Here is a 16,747-nt window from a genome sequence, read left to right on the forward strand (position 1 = left end):
GAGCATTTATCCAGCCTATTTACCAAATTATACGTCTAGTAGTAGACGCGTTGGATCTTCAAGTAACTCTTTAATCGTTACTAAGTAACCTACTGATTCACGACCATCAACTAAACGGTGGTCGTAAGATAACGCAAGGTACATCATAGGCAAGATTTCAACTTGTCCATTCACCGCCATTGGGCGATCTTGGATTTTATGCATACCTAAAATCGCAGCTTGTGGTGGATTAATGATCGGCGTCGACATCAATGAGCCAAACACACCACCATTAGTGATCGTAAAGTTACCACCGGTTAAATCTTCAACAGTTAACTTGCCGTCACGACCTTTAATTGCAAGTTCACGAATACCCTTCTCAATTTCAGCAAGGCTTAGCTTATCGCAATCACGTAGAACAGGTGTTACCAGACCACGAGGTGTTGATACTGCAATGCTTACATCAAAGAAGTTGTGATAAACAATATCGTCACCATCAATAGATGCATTTACTTCTGGGTAACGCTTTAGTGCTTCAACCACAGCTTTTACGTAGAAAGACATAAAGCCAAGACGAATACCATGACGTTCTTCGAAGACATCTTTGTATTGCTTACGAAGATCCATGATCGGTTTCATGTTCACTTCGTTAAACGTTGTTAACATCGCCGTGCTATTTTTAGCTTCAAGCAGACGCTCAGCTACACGCTTACGTAAACGTGTCATAGGCACACGTTTTTCGCTACGGTGCGCTAGTGGCGCATCGACAACAGGTGCTTTCGTCACAGCAGGTGCTGATTGATTCTTTAAGTATGCTTCTACATCTTCTCGAGTAATGCGACCACCAACACCAGAGCCTTTAACAGCACCAGCATCAATACCATGCTCGCTTAACAAACGACGAACTGCAGGGCTTAATGCTTCACTTGTTTCTTCTGTTAAAGAGGCAGTGTTACGCTTATTCGGTGACGCTTCAGCTTCTGTTGGTAAATCTTTTGTTGGTTCACCAGCAACTGCGCCAACTTTGATTTTACCAATCAACTGTTTGGTAAGAACAGTCGTACCTTCACCTTCAAAAATAGCTTCTAACACGCCATCTTCAGGAGCTGGAACTTCAAGTACTACTTTATCTGTTTCAATATCAACCAGTACCTCATCACGAGATACGGCATCGCCAGGTTGTTTGTGCCAAGTGGCAACGGTTGCGTCAGCCACAGATTCCGGGAGGTCGGGAACCAGAATTTCGATTGTCATATCGGTTTTGTCCTTTTTGTTCCAGTTCTAATTATTATTTTGCTCTTGAGGAGCAATTGTTAAAGCGTCTTCTATAAGTGCTTTTTGTTGTTTCAAATGCACCGACATGTAACCTACCGCCGGTGAGGCTGATGCTGGACGTCCGGCATAACTTAAACGCGCACCAGCTGGTAACGCAGAATAGAAGTTATGTTGACTTGAATACCACGCGCCTTGGTTTTGCGGCTCTTCTTGACACCAAACAAAATCAGTAACGTGCTTATATTCAGCAATTGCAGCTTCAACGTCTTCTTTCGGGAATGGGTACAGTTGCTCAATACGAACAATCGCCACATCCTCTTGTTCATTCTTGCGGCGTTGCTCCAGTAAATCGTAATAAACTTTACCTGAACAGAAAACCACACGTTTCACTTTATTAGGTGCTAAATCATCAATTTCAGCAATCGCAGGTAAGAAAGTACCGTTAGCTAAATCGTCTAACGTAGACGTACATAGCGGATGGCGCAGCAATGATTTTGGCGACATTACAATTAATGGTCGACGCATTGGACGAACCACTTGACGACGTATCATGTGGTAAACCTGTGCAGGTGTTGATGGAACAACGACTTGCATATTTTGCTCTGCACACAATTGTAAGTAACGCTCTAAACGTGCCGATGAGTGCTCTGGGCCTTGACCTTCATAACCATGTGGTAGCAGCATGGTTAAACCACACATACGCCCCCATTTTTGTTCACCAGAACTGATGAATTGGTCAATCACAACTTGAGCACCATTGGCAAAATCACCAAATTGCGCTTCCCATACCGTCAAACCACTAGGCTCAGCCGTTGCGTAACCATATTCAAAGGCTAATACCGCTTCTTCAGATAACACTGAGTCGATCACTTCAAACGGACCTTGTCCATTGTGAAGATTAGCTAACGGCACGTAAGTACTAGCATCTTCTTGGTTATGCAGTACAGCATGACGATGGAAGAATGTACCACGACCAGAATCTTGGCCTGTAATACGAATACGATTACCTTCGTCAACTAATGTGGCATAAGCCAATGTTTCAGCCATGCCCCAATCAAACGCTTTTTCACCCGCAATCATAGCTACGCGATCGTTATATAGCTTTTGAACACGGCTCTGTAAAACATGACTATCTGGATATTGGCAAAGGCGAGCACCTAACTCTTTTAAACGCTCAACTGGCACTTTGTTATTCCAATCAACTGTCCAGTCATGGCCTAAGTACGGTGACCAATCAACTGTATGAAGATGCATTGGACGCCATTCTTTTACCACACACTCGCCACGATCTAACGCATCACGATATTCATTGACTAAGCTCGTTGCTGTATCTAAACCAAACACGCCAGTGTCGGTTAGATAATCTGCATAAATCTTACGAGGCGTAGGATGCTTTTTGATCTTTTGGTACATAAGAGGCTGAGTTGCATTCGGCTCATCCGCTTCATTGTGACCATGACGACGGTAACAAACCAAATCAATAACAACATCACGCTTAAATTCATTACGGAAATCAAACGCAAGTCGAGTTACAAAAGCAACCGCTTCAGGATCATCAGCATTAACGTGGAAAATAGGTGACTGCACCATCTTAGCGATATCAGTACAGTATTCTGTCGAACGTGTATCATTTGGATTAGAAGTCGTAAAACCAACTTGGTTATTGACGACAATACGAATAGTACCGCCAACACCATAACCACGCGCTTGGGACATATTGAACGTCTCAGCAACGACACCCTGTCCAGCAATCGCTGAATCACCATGGAGTGTAATAGGTAATACTTTAGATCCAGTATCATCACCTAAGCGATCTTGACGAGCGCGTACAGAACCCACAACAACTGGGTTTACAATTTCAAGGTGAGATGGGTTAAAGGCAAGAGCAAGGTGAACATCGCCACCTGGTGTAGCAAAATCTGCAGAAAAGCCTTGGTGATATTTTACATCACCCGTACCCCAGCTTTCGCCGTGCTTACCTGCAAACTCATCAAATAAGTCTTGTGGCTTTTTACCTAATACATTAACTAACATGTTTAGGCGACCACGGTGGGCCATGCCAATAACAACTTCGCGTACACCTTGAGAGCCAGCATGACGGATCAGCTCTTTCATCATTGGAATAAGCGCATCACCGCCTTCTAATGAGAATCGCTTAGCACCAGGGAATTTCGCGCCTAAATAACGCTCAAGACCTTCAGCTGCGGTCAATTCATCAAGAAATGAAAGTTGCTCTTCTTGTGAGAAGGAACCGTGCCCCATTACCGATTCAAGACGTTGTTGGATCCAACGCTTTTCCTCAGTATCTGTGATGTGCATGTATTCTGCACCAATAGAGCCACAGTATGTTTTCTTTAACGCAGCATAAATTTCAGAAAGCTTCATGGTCTCTTGACCAACAGCAAACGAGCCTACGTTAAATGTTTCATTAAAATCTTCATCAGTAAGATTATGGAATGCTGGATCAAGATCTGGAACTAAATCACGCTGCCATAATCCTAATGGATCAAGTTTTGCATTTTGATGCCCACGGAAGCGGTATGCATTAATAAGTTGCAATACCTTTACTTGTTTCGCATCAACATCTGGATCACTGACGGTAGCACTTAAAAAGTTGGTTTCTTTCGCTAAACGTCGGAAATAATCACGAACGCGTGAATGAGGTTGTTCTACAGCAGTCTCATTGACTACCGGTAATTCAACGAAAATATCACGCCATTGCTCGTCAACTAATTCTGGGTCGCTAAGATACAACTCGTAGAGATCTTCTACGTAAGTCGCATTGGCGCCAGCTAAATGTGAAGACTCAAGCCATGCCTTCATAACGCCGTTCTGCATTATTTTCCCTTAACCACTAGTTATCGCCGTTTACACCGATTGTTTAATCAGAGCATTAAGGCCGGATCAATTACTCATTCATTGAATTAACGTCACCGGCATATCGATATTATTTTTTTATACTGCTCGTTTAAGCAGCATTGATTTAATGTGACCAATCGCTTTTGTTGGATTTAGTCCTTTAGGACAAACATTTACACAGTTCATTATGCCATGGCAACGAAAAACACTAAATGCATCATCAAGATTTGATAATCGTTCATCTGTTGCTGTATCACGGCTATCAATTAACCATCGATATGCTGCCAATAAGCCTGCAGGTCCAATAAATTTATCAGGATTCCACCAAAATGATGGGCATGATGTCGAGCAACATGCACACATAATACATTCGTACAAACCATCTAACTGCGCGCGATCTTCTGGCGCTTGTAGGTTTTCACGTGCCGGTGGTACTGCTCCATCATCAATTAAGAAAGGTTTTACTTTTGCGTAATTGGTGTAGAACTGTTCCATGTCGATAATAAGATCACGAACAACTGGTAAACCCGGTAAAGGGCGGATAACAATCGTGCTCTTATCCATTAAAGCTGATAATGGTGTAATACACGCTAAACCATTTTTACCGTTCATATTAATGCCATCAGAACCACACACACCCTCACGACATGAACGACGGAAAGACAGCGTAGAATCTTGCTCTTTTAACAGAATAAGTGCATCAAGCACCATCATGTCTGAGCCTTCTGGCACTTCTAAGGTATACCCTTTCATGTGTGGTGCATTATCCACATCAGGGTTATAGCGATATATTGAGAAGTTGAGTTTCATCTTATCTATCCTCCCTTAGTAAGTACGTGCTTTCGGCGGGAAAGCTTCACGATGAACTGGCGACATATTTACATCACGCTTAGACATAGCTTCTGTCTCAGGATTGTAAATAGAGTGGCATAACCAATTAGCATCATCACGTTCAGGGAAGTCGAAACGAGCATGAGCACCACGACTTTCAGTACGGTAGTTAGCCGCTACTGCCGTTGCCATTGCTGTTTCCATTAAGTTTTCAAGCTCTAAGCATTCAATACGTTGTGTATTAAACTCAGAAGAAGTGTCATCTAAACGCGCATGCTTTAAACGTTCACGAATTTCTTTTAGCTCTGTAAGACCCGTTGCCATCGCATCACCTTCACGGAAAACCGAGAAGTTGTTTTGCATACAACTTTGAAGATCTTTACGAATTTGAACAGGATCTTCACCTTTTTGCGTAGTGTTCCAACGGTTAACACGAGCTAAAGAGGCTTCTATATCAGAATCTGTAGCAGGACGAGCTTCTGTTTGTGCAGCCAACGTTTCACCTAGATGTAAACCCGTTGCACGACCGAAGACGACCAGATCAAGTAATGAGTTACCACCTAAACGGTTAGCACCATGCACAGATACAGATGCGATCTCACCACAAGCGAAAAGACCTTGTACTTCTTGATCAACACCAGATGCTGTTTGTTTAAGGGCTTGGCCTGATACCTGAGTCGGTACTCCCCCCATCATGTAATGACAAGTAGGGATGACTGGAATCGGCTCTTTAACAGGATCAATATGGGCAAAGGTACGCGATAATTCACAAATACCCGGTAGACGTGATTCAAGAACATCTTTACCTAAATGATCAAGTTTCAATTTAATGTGAGGTCCCCATGGGCCATCGCAACCACGACCTTCACGGATCTCAACCATCATTGAACGTGCAACCACATCACGACCAGCCAAATCTTTAGCATTAGGTGCATAACGCTCCATGAAGCGTTCGCCATCTTTATTTAAAAGATAACCACCTTCACCACGACAACCTTCAGTTACCAGTACACCCGCGCCAGCAATACCCGTTGGGTGGAATTGCCACATTTCCATATCTTGCATTGGCACGCCAGCACGAAGCGCCATACCAACACCGTCACCAGTGTTAATGTGCGCATTTGTTGTCGAAGCGTAAATACGACCAGCGCCACCTGTTGCAAGGATAGTAGCTTTAGATTTGAAGTAACAAATCTCGCCTGTCTCCATACACAAAGCAGTACAACCTAAAATTGCACCATCTTGGTTTTTTACTAAATCTAACGCATACCACTCAGAAAAAATCGTCGTTTGATGCTTAATATTTTGCTGATAAAGAGTATGAAGTAACGCGTGACCAGTACGGTCAGCAGCAGCGGCTGTACGCGCGGCTTGCTCGCCACCAAACTCTTTAGATTGACCACCGAATGGTCGCTGATAAATCGAGCCATTATCAAAGCGAGAAAATGGCAACCCCATTTTCTCTAATTCTATTACTGACTTAGGGCCATTTTGACACATGTATTCAATGGCGTTCTGATCACCAATGTAATCAGAGCCTTTTACCGTGTCATACATATGCCACTGCCAGTTATCTGGGTGTGAATTACCCAGCGCAACAGTAATACCGCCCTGCGCAGATACAGTATGAGAGCGCGTAGGGAACACTTTTGATAACAAGGCACATTTTAGTCCTTGTTCTGAAATTTGTAATGCGGCTCGCATACCCGCACCACCCGCACCGATAACAACGGCATCAAACTCACGAACTGCAATGCTCACTTACACACCCCACACAATGAAGAAACCCGCAAATAGGTAAACAAAAAGAACTGCTACAACAACAAACTGCAATCCCACTCTTAAAACGGCAGGTTTAATGTAGTCTGTTAACACTTGCCACAAACCAATCCAAGCATGAACAAGAATGGAAACCAAAGCTAACATAGTAAAAACTTTGGTACTGATTTGATTGAAGAATGCACTCCAAGTTTCAAACGTTAGCTCTGGGCCAAACGCAAAGAAACCAACCATGTATACGGTGTAAAGCGTCAAAATGATCGCTGTAGCGCGGATCAAAATAAAATCGTGTATACCATTACGGCCGACGGAAGATACGTTATTTACCATACTAAGCCTCCTGCAAATACTGCTAGTACAGCGACAATTGCAAAACTAATTTTGGTACTTGCAATGCCTGTGTCCATTTCTTCGAAATAACCTAAATCCATCAACAAATGACGGATACCTAAAACAATGTGATAAAACAATGCGGTCAGTACTCCCCACAGAATAAATTTCACAAAAAAGCTATCAGTAATACTGGCAGCGGATGTAAAACCTTCAGGAGAAGATAGAGATAGGTTTAGCAGCCATAGCAAGATGGCAAGGGATACGAATGTAATCACACCTGAAACGCGGTGTAGGATTGACGCTATCGCAGTTAGCGGAAAGCGAATCGTTTGTAGGTCGAGATTGACAGGTCTTGGCTTTTTTACTTTCACGGTTTGCCCACTCAGCTCCATTGAAGCAATTTATTTTTTTATTAAATTCTCTGAGATATACGTACAAGCCAGCAAACAAGTGCAACAAAAATTCAATATTAGGTTATTATTATGTTGAGCAGACGTTGTAAGCGTCATTACCTAACTCTTAAAAATAAATGACACATGTTTGTAAAATCCTGGCGGGTAGTATAACCAGAGACCTAGCCTCACTATACGCCCCGTAACATTCAAAAACAATTCCAGTTACATGATGTCAAACACGATTCTCATAAATTCATACTTTTTGATTTAAAGTTATTAACAAGCGCACACAAAGAAGCACAATAATTGACAAAGGTTGCGCCTAACGGTACAACAAATGCACATCCGCATCGGATTAGGATTATAAAAATAGCAAAGGAGATTGTTATGGCAGATAAGAAAGCTACTCTTCATATTGAAGGGAAAGCACCTATCGAACTGCCGATTATCGGGGGCTCTGAGGGCCAAGATGTAATTGATGTGCGTAAACTTGGTGCAAACGGCTTTTTTACATTTGACCCAGGTTTTCTAGCAACAGCCTCGTGTGAATCTCAAATTACATACATTGATGGCGAAGAAGGAATCTTGCTTCATCGAGGTTTCCCGATTGATCAATTAGCCAATAACGCAGACTATTTAGAAGTTTGTTTTGTCTTGTTATACGGTGAGGTCCCTACCCGAGCTGAATACGAGCAGTTTAGAACAACAGTTACACGCCATACGATGGTGCATGAACAAATCGCAAGCTTTTTCCATGGCTTCCGTCGTGATGCACACCCAATGGCAGTAATGTGTGGTGTTGTAGGTGCTTTATCTGCGTTTTATCATGACTCTCTTGATATTAACAACGATACACACCGTGAGATTGCAGCATTTAGATTATTATCTAAAATGCCAACACTAGCGGCAATGTGTCATAAGTACACCATCGGACAACCATTTATTTATCCTCGTAATGATCTTGATTACGCGGAAAATTTCCTTCATATGATGTTTGCAACACCTTGTGAAGAGTATGAAGTAAGCCCTGTCGTTGCTCGTGCTATGGATAAGATCTTTACCCTACACGCGGATCACGAACAGAATGCTTCAACATCAACGGTTCGTCTTGCGGGCTCTTCTGGTGCTAACCCATTTGCTTGTATTGCGGCGGGTATTGCATCTCTTTGGGGGCCTGCGCATGGTGGCGCTAATGAAGCTTGTCTTAAGATGCTTGAAGAAATCGGAAGTGTTGAAAACATTCCTGAGTTCATTGAGCGTGCAAAAGATAAAGATGATCCATTCCGTCTAATGGGCTTTGGTCACCGTGTTTACAAAAACTACGACCCTCGTGCAACCGTGATGCGTGAAGCTTGTCATGAAGTGCTTGAAGAGCTGAAGATTGAAGATCCACTACTAGATGTTGCAATGGAACTAGAGCGTATTGCGCTTTCTGACGAGTATTTTGTCAGTAAGAAATTATACCCTAACGTAGATTTTTACTCAGGTATTATTTTAAAAGCGATTGGTATTCCAGTATCAATGTTTACAGTGATCTTTGCGATGTCTCGTACCATTGGTTGGATTGCTCACTGGAACGAAATGCACAGTGACCCAACAAATCGTATTGGTCGACCTCGTCAGCTTTATACTGGTGAGTCATTTAGAGAATTTAAGCCTCTTCATGAGCGCGAATAAATTTTCTTGAAAGTGATGATAAATAAAAAGGTTGAGTTTAATACTCAACCTTTTTTATTTCACTTATCGAAAGGGCCAGCTAGCCTATACTGGATTATCAATGTCGATAAACGTCACATCAAAGTTATATTCTTGTGCTAACCATTCACCCAATGCTTTCACGCCATAGCGCTCTGTTGCATGATGACCAGCAGCAAAATAATGAATACCTAATTCGCGTGCAATATGAGTCGTTCTTTCAGATACTTCACCAGAAATAAAGGCGTCACAGCCTTGCTGAAATGCTAATTCAATATAATCTTGCCCGCCTCCAGTACACCAACCCACTTTTTTTATTAAATGAGATGTACTCGGTGCGATATGTAATGGTTCGCGTTGAAGTGCCATTGCAATTCTTGCCGCGAAATCCTCTCCTGTGATCGCTTGATCTAACTCACCATAAATCGCAACAGAACGGGGGTTACCTAACTCTAAACCTCCAGTAATGTCTAAATCTAAACGCTGTGCTAGTTGTACATTATTACCAACCTGCGTATGCACATCTAATGGTAAATGATAAGCATATAAATTAATCCCATTTTCAATCAACGCTTTAATGCGACGATATTTCATACCACGAATTTCAGCCGCCTCGCCTTTCCAAAAAAAGCCATGGTGGACAACAAGAGCATCAGCTTTCTCTTCGATGGCTCTATCAATTAGAGCCTGACAAGCCGTTACACCAGTAACAATTTTTTTAACTTCAGTTTTACCTTCAACTTGCAACCCATTAGGACAATAATCTTTAATCAAGTGAGGAGAAAGAAACTCATTAAGTACAGTTTCTAAAGCAAAATTATTCATCTAATGTTGTCCTTAATCTTATAACTAAAATCTTTTTTAATACTACGATATTAGTTTACTAAAGCTATCTTTATATTAAGAGTTTTCTCTGCATTAACAGTAAATAAATGGTATAAAAAAAGCTGCCAATGGCAGCTTTTCGTATTTCATAGAATTTATTTTAAGCCTTGCTCAACTTTTTTAAGCCATACAGGCTGAGCGCTAGTTTGCACCCAATAACGGTGTAAGAAACTACCCATACGCGTACGTTTATTGACAGGTAATAAAAGTAAAACAGGTAATGAAAGCAATCCTGCTAGTACAACAAAAACACGACGAAAAGTAATATTGAACTTTGAATACTGAGTGTACATAACAGAATCTCTTTATAATCAAATCTGTCACCACTTTAATAGAGTTTATGAAATATTACTACAAATTTTCGTGTGTTTTTCCGTCAATATTGTGTCATACGCCTATATATAAGCGAGTTATGTAAGAATGTTACAAAAAGAAAGAGATAAACAATTATCGAAGGATTATCTCGCTGTACTCAATATGCCAAATTTGATCTCATCATACGATTATGTCTGTGACGACACTTGGTTTGAAGTTTTTAATCGCCACGCACAACTTCCCCACATAGCGCTCTACACTGGAAATCGTCGCTTAGGGTTTTATTATCAATGGCTATGGCAGCAATTAATTATTTCTCACCCTCACTACGAACTGATGGAAGAAGAAGTCCAACTTCATTGGCATAAACAGACTATTGGCTCTATTGATTTTCTTGTTAAAAACCTATTGACTGATGAAATTGAACATTGGGAAGTCGCCATCAAATTTTATCTCGCCTATAACAATAACTGGCCAGGACCAAATGCTAAAGACAATCTTGACAAGAAAACAAACCGAATGATTGAGCATCAACTCACTCTTAGCGAGCATGAGGCATTTAAAACTACATTTGATGAACAACCGACCAAACGTCGACTTATCATGCAAGGACGATTATTTCACGCTTGGCCTGAGCCACAACAAGGCTCAGCTATTAATGTTAACCCAAAGGCTAACACTGGGTTATGGTGCTACCAGTCTGATGCTGCACATCTAGTTTTGAAAGCATTGACGAAAAAACAGTGGATCGCGCCACCAGCTTTCGCTGAACTTGATGAGTATCTCGACCCAAATCAAATTACCGTACCAACACAAGCTGTTGATAGAAAAGACAGGGTGTGGTTTATCGTTCCGAATCATTGGCCAAAGCATAATAGTGAATTGAGAGCATAACCTGCATATATAAAAAAACGCCCATTGTGGGCGTTTTCTTTATGCATATAACAGGTTATAAACCTGCGTCGGCAAAGACTTTACTGACAATTTCCTGTGCTTCTTGCTCAATAAGCGCTAGATGTTCTTTGCCCTTAAAGCTTTCACAATAGATCTTGTAAATATCTTCTGTGCCTGATGGACGCGCAGCAAACCAACCATTTTCAGTCGTCACTTTTAAACCGCCAATCGCAGCACCATTACCTGGCGCATGAGTTAGACGTGCAGTGATTGGTTCACCAGCTAGTGTTTCAGCTGAAACCATTTCGGGAGAAAGCTTACTTAATACCGCTTTCTGCTCTTTATTCGCGACAGCTTGCAAACGAGAATATTCTGAACGTCCAAACTTATCTGCTAACTCTTCGTAATATTCTTGCGGTGTTTTACCTGTTACAGCAGTGATCTCTGCAGCTAACAAACACAGTAAAATACCGTCTTTATCTGTTGACCAAGGCGTGCCGTCTTTACGTAAGAAAGATGCGCCCGCACTTTCTTCACCGCCAAAACCTAACTTACCGCTAAATAAGCCATCAACAAACCATTTAAAACCTACTGGAACCTCAACAAGTTCACGGCCTAATGCTGCAACAACACGATCAATCAAAGCACTAGATACTAATGTTTTACCTACTGCAACTTGCTTACCCCAATCGTTACGATGACGGAATAAGTAATCAATACATACGGCAAGATAATGGTTAGGATTCATTAAACCTGCAGGTGTTACGATACCATGACGGTCGTAATCAGGGTCGTTACCAAACGCTAGATCGTAGTTATCTCTGTACGCCAGTAACCCTGCCATTGCATATGGCGATGAACAGTCCATACGTACTACGCCATCTTTATCTAATGACATAAAACGAAATGATGGATCAATAGATTCATTAACAAGTGTTAGATCTAGCGCATAATATGCGGCAATTTGACGCCAGTATTCAATACCTGAACCACCAAGGGGATCTACACCCAACTTAAGCTCTGATTTTTGAATCGCTTCCATATTTATAACATTTACAAGATCTGCAACATAAGGTGCGACTAAATCTTGCTCAACAACAAGTTGAGAAACTAAAGCGTCAACAATATATACACGCTTAACATCAGCCAAACCGTTTGCAATGATTTCATTAGCACGGCGTTCAATCGCTGTTGTTAATTCACTTTCAGCGGGCCCACCATGGACAGGGTTATATTTAATACCGCCATCTTGAGGTGGGTTATGCGATGGCGTGATAACAATACCATCAGCTTTATCATCATGAGCTTTGTTGTAACAAAGGATAGAATGAGAAATGCCAGGTGTCGGGGTATATCCCTTACCTTCTTGAATAACAACTTGAACATTATTAGCAACAAGTACTTCTAATGTTGAAGTAAAAGCAGGCTCTGATAATGCATGGGTATCTTTTCCTAAAAAAAGTGGTCCCGTCACTCCATTTTCAGCACGCACTTCAGCAATAGCTTGCGCAATAGCCCAAATATGATGCTGATTAAATGTGCCTTTATCTGCTGTTCCTCGATGACCTGAAGTACCAAACTCTACTTGCTGCGATGCATCTTGAGCACTAGGCTCTATAAGAAAATAATTAGCGATAAGTGCTGGAATGTTATGCATATCTTCTTGCTGAGCTCGTTGCCCAGCACGAGGATGAATAGCCATAGTTTTATCCTTGTTATTTGACCTCAATACCTGACGATTAGATTTCGCCACATACCTTATCAATAATGTCTGAACCAAATCCCATCTTAGTCATCAGCTGGTCAATCATTTGACGCTTACGCTCAGTATTTGTATTTGTAATCACCCAGAATGGTGTTGATGGAATCGACTTAGGTTTCGTCGTTTTACCACTTGCTAGCAACGTTTCTTCGTCATGAGCAAAGTAAACGCGGGTACGACCTTTAATTGCAGCAGCTTCAGAAAAACCTTCTGCATCAATGCTATACAAAGAAGATAAGATCATCATAAAACGACCAATTGCTTTTTCTTGTGCTGCAAATTCATCAGAGATCAATACTGTTCGCATTTCTTTAACACGATCCATCGTTGGTACATTGCCAGCATCTTTACTAACAACGATCCCTTTCGGACGAACAGGCATTACCACAGCAGGTTGCTGCTGTAGTTGCTCTTCTGGCACCATAAGCAAGCGACGCAAAATATCAGAAGCACTTTCACCAATATGTTGAGTTTGGCTAGCAATATAACGATATAGTTCTTCGTCTACTTCAATAGTCTTCATCGTATTATTCATTATCGTTCCGTTAAAAAATCTGGCTACGATTATAGCTTGATCCGAGGTTATACTCTACGGTAAATACCACAACTAATTAGAGAAAATAGTCAGTGAATCTTCATTATCAAGTTGAAGGCGATGGAAAAACGATCATTTTGATCCATGGTTTATTCGGCAGTGCCGCTAATCTAGGGCTCTTAGCCAGATCTTTGAAAAATAACTATAAAGTAATTAGCGTTGATCTTCGCAATCATGGATTATCCCCACACAGTGATCATTTTACCTATCAGGAAATGGCGCAAGATGTACTTAATGTGATCAAGCACTTAGGTATTGATCAATTTTCGGTGATTGGTCATTCAATGGGTGGAAAAGTAGCCATGGCATTGGCTGCATTAGCACCAAATCAGTTAGAACATTTGGTTGTACTGGATATGGCTCCGGTTAGCTATCAAGCACATCGACATCAAAATGTGTTTAACGGCTTACAAGAAGTGAATAAACATACCATTACCAAACGTAGTGAAGCCGAACAGTTTCTTGCTCAACATGTTGAAGACGCCGGTGTAAGACAATTTTTACTTAAATCTCTCGCCAAGCAAGGTGAACATTATCAATGGCGATTTAATGTTGATGGGATTATTGCCAACTACAGCACCATTATGGGTTGGCAACCAGCTGTAGAGCCGTTCAAAGGCAAAACATTATTTATTAAAGGCCAAGAATCTGACTATATCATGCCAGAATATCGGGATGAAATTATGCGGCAATTCCCTCAGGCCAAAGCACATATGGTGGCAAATACTGGGCATTGGCTCCATGCAGAAAAACCAGAAACGGTGACCCGTATCATCACAAACTTCCTTGATAAATAAATAACATGACGTACCTCGTTGTTAGCATGCTCACTAGCAACGAGATATTGCATCACCACAGTGTTAAATACCTTTTTTAACTATGCTATAGTCTCACTAGATTGATATACCTGAGTGACTTTAAAAACCAAGTACCTTGAGGTTACTTGGGTATATATCAAAACGATTTGTTTTGCTTCATGAATACATAGGCTTAATTAAATCCATTGGAATTTATCTTGTTTTTACCGTTATTTTTTTCTTTATCGGTATGGCAGTAAAAGATGTCTTAAAACAAGGTAATGTCCTTCCCTTTGGACAAAAAATTGTTTGGCTAGCCTTGTTCCTTGGCTTTGCTGGATTTATAACCAAAGGTATTATTCAACTAAATTGGGAAGGTACTGGGATTTAATTATTAGCGTTAATTGTGTAACTTATGATGATTATATCAACACCTAAACACTTAGTTCTTGCGGGTAATGCTACCGTTTAGACGAAAAAACAAACAAAACGTCAGTAAACAGTAATTATCATTGCACCGTTTCTACTGATTTCTGTAAACTGCGATGCAGCAGTTAACTATTTATATACGGGTAATCTCTACTATGGCAAGCGTTGGACTCTTCTTTGGTAGCGACACAGGTAATACCGAAGCTGTCGCTAAAATGATTCAAAAACAACTTGGTGACAAGCTAGTTGAAGTAAAAGATATCGCAAAAAGCAGCAAAGAAGATATCGACAACTTTGATCTACTACTACTTGGTATTCCTACTTGGTACTACGGTGAACCACAGTGTGATTGGGATGACTTTTTCCCAGAGCTTGAGCAAATTGATTTTTCAACTAAGCTTGTGGCTATCTTTGGTTGTGGTGACCAAGAAGATTACGCAGAATATTTCTGTGATTCAATGGGTACAGTACGTGACATCGTTGAAAGTCGTGGTGCAACGATTGTGGGTAACTTCTCAACAGAAGGCTTTGAGTTTGAAGCTTCAAAAGCACTTGTTGATGACAACCACTTCGTAGGTTTATGTATTGATGAAGATCGCCAACCAGAACTTACAGCACAGCGTGTTAAGCAATGGGTTGAGCAAATTTATGATGAAATGTGCTTAGCAGAACTTGCTGATTAATCACATTGAGATCATCAAAAAAACGCGCTTATCGAGCGCGTTTTTTTATACGTATTTTTAGCGATATTTTCACTCAAGATATCACATTCGATTCCATTCGATATTCTGGTTTTTTTCTTACATATAAGGTTCGCTCAACTTGAGAAACTAACTCCCCTCGGCAATTCAATACATTCACCGTAAAAGAGGGAAAATACTTCTCTCCAGATTTTGTAACACGCTTTATCTCTTCGATACACTGTTCCGAAATCACAAAATCAGCGGTTAAATCACTATCGCCCGGTTTAATAAAGTTGATATTTGCTTGTTTATCCCAGACAAAATACTCACGTCCAAGTATGCCCATTAACATCAAAGAATAAACAGGATCTGTAAGTGAAAAAATACTTCCACCATACTGTGTACGGTTTGCATTCTTATTCCACCAGCGTAATTTCAACTTTATTCTAACAAATCGAAAATCATCACTGATCGTAACAATCTTGATACCAGCTCCCCAGAAAGGTGGCCATAGATTAAGTGCAAACTTTACAATGCTGGGTTTATAAACTTTGTACAATGTGAGTGCCTCATCTGGTACGATGAGTTTATATTTACATAAATTTTACATACATTCAAACACTAGAAATTATACATATCTCCTAGTTTCCTCTGCTTTTAAGGTTTATTGTTATCGTTGCGTCACTTATAATAGTTAGAAATGAAAAGACTACTGCAACATCTTTGCGGATAGCCAATAGGAAATTTTGATGTCAGATAATAATCATGCGCTAAAACAAGCAGGCTTAAAAGTTACTCTTCCGCGCCTTAAAATTTTGGAAGTACTGCAAGAACCTGATTGCCAACATATCAGTGCTGAAGACTTGTACAAAAAACTTATCGATATTGGCGAAGAAATTGGCCTAGCGACAGTCTATCGCGTACTCAACCAGTTTGATGATGCAGGCATTGTCACCCGACATCATTTTGAAGGTGGTAAGTCTGTTTTCGAACTATCAACTCAACACCACCATGATCATCTTGTTTGTCTTGATTGTGGTAAAGTTATCGAGTTTTCAGATGACATCATCGAAGATCGTCAAAAACAAATTGCAGAAAGCTTCAATGTTCGCCTAACAAATCATAGCCTTTACCTATACGGTCATTGCATGAACGGCAACTGCGCCGAAGATGAAACACTTCACGACCCAAAGTAATATTTTAAAAAAGCCAGTGTATCTCCACTGGCTTTTTTATTTGAT

17 protein-coding genes are annotated in these 16,747 nt (G+C 40.9%); 6 read left to right on the forward strand and 11 right to left on the reverse strand.

Annotation, left to right across the window (positions count from 1 at the left end; translation table 11 throughout):
• Positions 1-27: 27 nt before the first annotated feature.
• The 6 genes from odhB to sdhC all read right to left on the reverse strand — a co-directional run bounded on the left by odhB (position 28) and on the right by sdhC (position 7,448).
• Positions 28-1,233: a 2-oxoglutarate dehydrogenase complex dihydrolipoyllysine-residue succinyltransferase gene (gene odhB / locus BTO08_RS08290; RefSeq protein WP_105060636.1), complete on the reverse strand. Its 1,206-nt coding sequence runs from the start codon at positions 1,231-1,233 to the stop codon at positions 28-30.
• A 27-nt stretch (positions 1,234-1,260) separates the two neighbouring features.
• A complete protein-coding gene (sucA, locus tag BTO08_RS08295) occupies positions 1,261-4,092 on the reverse strand; it encodes a 2-oxoglutarate dehydrogenase E1 component (protein WP_105060637.1) in 2,832 nt (943 codons plus the stop codon).
• A gap of 117 nt (positions 4,093-4,209) precedes the next feature.
• Positions 4,210-4,923 carry a succinate dehydrogenase iron-sulfur subunit gene (locus BTO08_RS08300; protein ID WP_005370542.1) on the reverse strand — a complete coding sequence of 238 codons (714 nt, stop codon included), beginning with the start codon at positions 4,921-4,923 and terminating at the stop codon, positions 4,210-4,212.
• Positions 4,924-4,938: 15 nt separating this feature from the next.
• Positions 4,939-6,705 (reverse strand): succinate dehydrogenase flavoprotein subunit, encoded by a 1,767-nt coding sequence (gene sdhA, locus BTO08_RS08305; protein ID WP_105060638.1) that lies wholly within the window; start codon positions 6,703-6,705, stop codon positions 4,939-4,941.
• Positions 6,706-7,053 carry a succinate dehydrogenase, hydrophobic membrane anchor protein gene (gene sdhD / locus BTO08_RS08310; protein ID WP_105060639.1) on the reverse strand — a complete coding sequence of 116 codons (348 nt, stop codon included), beginning with the start codon at positions 7,051-7,053 and terminating at the stop codon, positions 6,706-6,708.
• Entirely contained in the window at positions 7,047-7,448 is a 402-nt protein-coding gene (sdhC, locus tag BTO08_RS08315; protein ID WP_105060640.1) for a succinate dehydrogenase cytochrome b556 subunit, read from the reverse strand. The genes sdhD and sdhC overlap by 7 nt, the downstream gene beginning before the upstream one ends.
• Before the next feature lie 390 nt (positions 7,449-7,838).
• On the opposite strand from sdhC, the gene BTO08_RS08320 reads away from it, so the two are divergent.
• Positions 7,839-9,128 carry a citrate synthase gene (locus BTO08_RS08320; protein ID WP_105060641.1) on the forward strand — a complete coding sequence of 430 codons (1,290 nt, stop codon included), beginning with the start codon at positions 7,839-7,841 and terminating at the stop codon, positions 9,126-9,128.
• Between the two features lie 84 nt (positions 9,129-9,212).
• Here BTO08_RS08320 and BTO08_RS08325 read toward each other — a convergent pair whose 3' ends face one another.
• Both BTO08_RS08325 and BTO08_RS08330 read right to left on the reverse strand, forming a co-directional pair.
• Complete coding sequence (locus tag BTO08_RS08325; protein WP_105060642.1) at positions 9,213-9,971, reverse strand: Nif3-like dinuclear metal center hexameric protein; 759 nt, start codon at positions 9,969-9,971, stop codon at positions 9,213-9,215.
• Positions 9,972-10,126: 155 nt separating this feature from the next.
• Positions 10,127-10,324: a DUF2517 family protein gene (locus BTO08_RS08330; protein WP_105060643.1), complete on the reverse strand. Its 198-nt coding sequence runs from the start codon at positions 10,322-10,324 to the stop codon at positions 10,127-10,129.
• Positions 10,325-10,451: 127 nt separating this feature from the next.
• Here BTO08_RS08330 and BTO08_RS08335 point away from each other — a divergent pair, with 127 nt between their 5' ends.
• Positions 10,452-11,240, forward strand: coding sequence for a DUF1853 family protein (locus BTO08_RS08335; protein WP_105060644.1), 789 nt, complete (start codon positions 10,452-10,454; stop codon positions 11,238-11,240).
• Between the two features lie 55 nt (positions 11,241-11,295).
• Here the strand turns inward: BTO08_RS08335 and pgm are convergent, their stop codons facing one another.
• Both pgm and seqA read right to left on the reverse strand, forming a co-directional pair.
• A complete protein-coding gene (gene pgm / locus BTO08_RS08340; RefSeq protein ID WP_105060645.1) occupies positions 11,296-12,942 on the reverse strand; it encodes a phosphoglucomutase (alpha-D-glucose-1,6-bisphosphate-dependent) in 1,647 nt (548 codons plus the stop codon).
• Positions 12,943-12,979: 37 nt separating this feature from the next.
• Positions 12,980-13,525 carry a replication initiation negative regulator SeqA gene (gene seqA, locus BTO08_RS08345; protein ID WP_105061328.1) on the reverse strand — a complete coding sequence of 182 codons (546 nt, stop codon included), beginning with the start codon at positions 13,523-13,525 and terminating at the stop codon, positions 12,980-12,982.
• 104 nt (positions 13,526-13,629) lie between these two features.
• On the opposite strand from seqA, the gene BTO08_RS08350 reads away from it, so the two are divergent.
• From BTO08_RS08350 to fldA, 3 genes are all read left to right on the forward strand, one after another.
• Positions 13,630-14,394 carry an alpha/beta fold hydrolase gene (locus tag BTO08_RS08350; protein ID WP_005370522.1) on the forward strand — a complete coding sequence of 255 codons (765 nt, stop codon included), beginning with the start codon at positions 13,630-13,632 and terminating at the stop codon, positions 14,392-14,394.
• A gap of 172 nt (positions 14,395-14,566) precedes the next feature.
• Positions 14,567-14,785, forward strand: coding sequence for a DUF2788 domain-containing protein (locus tag BTO08_RS08355; protein ID WP_105060646.1), 219 nt, complete (start codon positions 14,567-14,569; stop codon positions 14,783-14,785).
• A 193-nt stretch (positions 14,786-14,978) separates the two neighbouring features.
• The gene (gene fldA, locus BTO08_RS08360) at positions 14,979-15,506 is read left to right on the forward strand and encodes a flavodoxin FldA (protein WP_005370519.1); all 528 of its coding nucleotides are present in this window, start codon (positions 14,979-14,981) and stop codon (positions 15,504-15,506) included.
• 73 nt (positions 15,507-15,579) lie between these two features.
• Here fldA and BTO08_RS08365 read toward each other — a convergent pair whose 3' ends face one another.
• Positions 15,580-16,065 (reverse strand): DUF4442 domain-containing protein, encoded by a 486-nt coding sequence (locus tag BTO08_RS08365; RefSeq protein ID WP_105060647.1) that lies wholly within the window; start codon positions 16,063-16,065, stop codon positions 15,580-15,582.
• 190 nt (positions 16,066-16,255) lie between these two features.
• Between BTO08_RS08365 and fur the strand changes: the two genes are divergently transcribed.
• Positions 16,256-16,702, forward strand: coding sequence for a ferric iron uptake transcriptional regulator (gene fur, locus BTO08_RS08370; protein WP_045082713.1), 447 nt, complete (start codon positions 16,256-16,258; stop codon positions 16,700-16,702).
• Positions 16,703-16,747 lie beyond the last annotated feature (45 nt).

Origin of the sequence: Photobacterium angustum (assembly GCF_002954615.1) — a bacterium.
Classification (GTDB): Bacteria; Pseudomonadota; Gammaproteobacteria; order Enterobacterales; family Vibrionaceae; genus Photobacterium; species Photobacterium angustum_A.

Coding starts and splice junctions, on each gene's coding strand:
- odhB (WP_105060636.1), bottom strand. CDS start 1,233: ATGACAATCGAAATTCTGGTTCCCGACCTCCCGGAATCTGTGGCTGAC.
- sucA (WP_105060637.1), bottom strand. CDS start 4,092: ATGCAGAACGGCGTTATGAAGGCATGGCTTGAGTCTTCACATTTAGCT.
- BTO08_RS08300 (WP_005370542.1), bottom strand. CDS start 4,923: ATGAAACTCAACTTCTCAATATATCGCTATAACCCTGATGTGGATAAT.
- sdhD (WP_105060639.1), bottom strand. CDS start 7,053: ATGGTAAATAACGTATCTTCCGTCGGCCGTAATGGTATACACGATTTT.
- sdhC (WP_105060640.1), bottom strand. CDS start 7,448: ATGGAGCTGAGTGGGCAAACCGTGAAAGTAAAAAAGCCAAGACCTGTC.
- BTO08_RS08320 (WP_105060641.1), top strand. CDS start 7,839: ATGGCAGATAAGAAAGCTACTCTTCATATTGAAGGGAAAGCACCTATC.
- BTO08_RS08325 (WP_105060642.1), bottom strand. CDS start 9,971: ATGAATAATTTTGCTTTAGAAACTGTACTTAATGAGTTTCTTTCTCCT.
- BTO08_RS08330 (WP_105060643.1), bottom strand. CDS start 10,324: ATGTACACTCAGTATTCAAAGTTCAATATTACTTTTCGTCGTGTTTTT.
- BTO08_RS08335 (WP_105060644.1), top strand. CDS start 10,452: ATGTTACAAAAAGAAAGAGATAAACAATTATCGAAGGATTATCTCGCT.
- pgm (WP_105060645.1), bottom strand. CDS start 12,942: ATGGCTATTCATCCTCGTGCTGGGCAACGAGCTCAGCAAGAAGATATG.
- seqA (WP_105061328.1), bottom strand. CDS start 13,525: ATGAAGACTATTGAAGTAGACGAAGAACTATATCGTTATATTGCTAGC.
- fldA (WP_005370519.1), top strand. CDS start 14,979: ATGGCAAGCGTTGGACTCTTCTTTGGTAGCGACACAGGTAATACCGAA.
- fur (WP_045082713.1), top strand. CDS start 16,256: ATGTCAGATAATAATCATGCGCTAAAACAAGCAGGCTTAAAAGTTACT.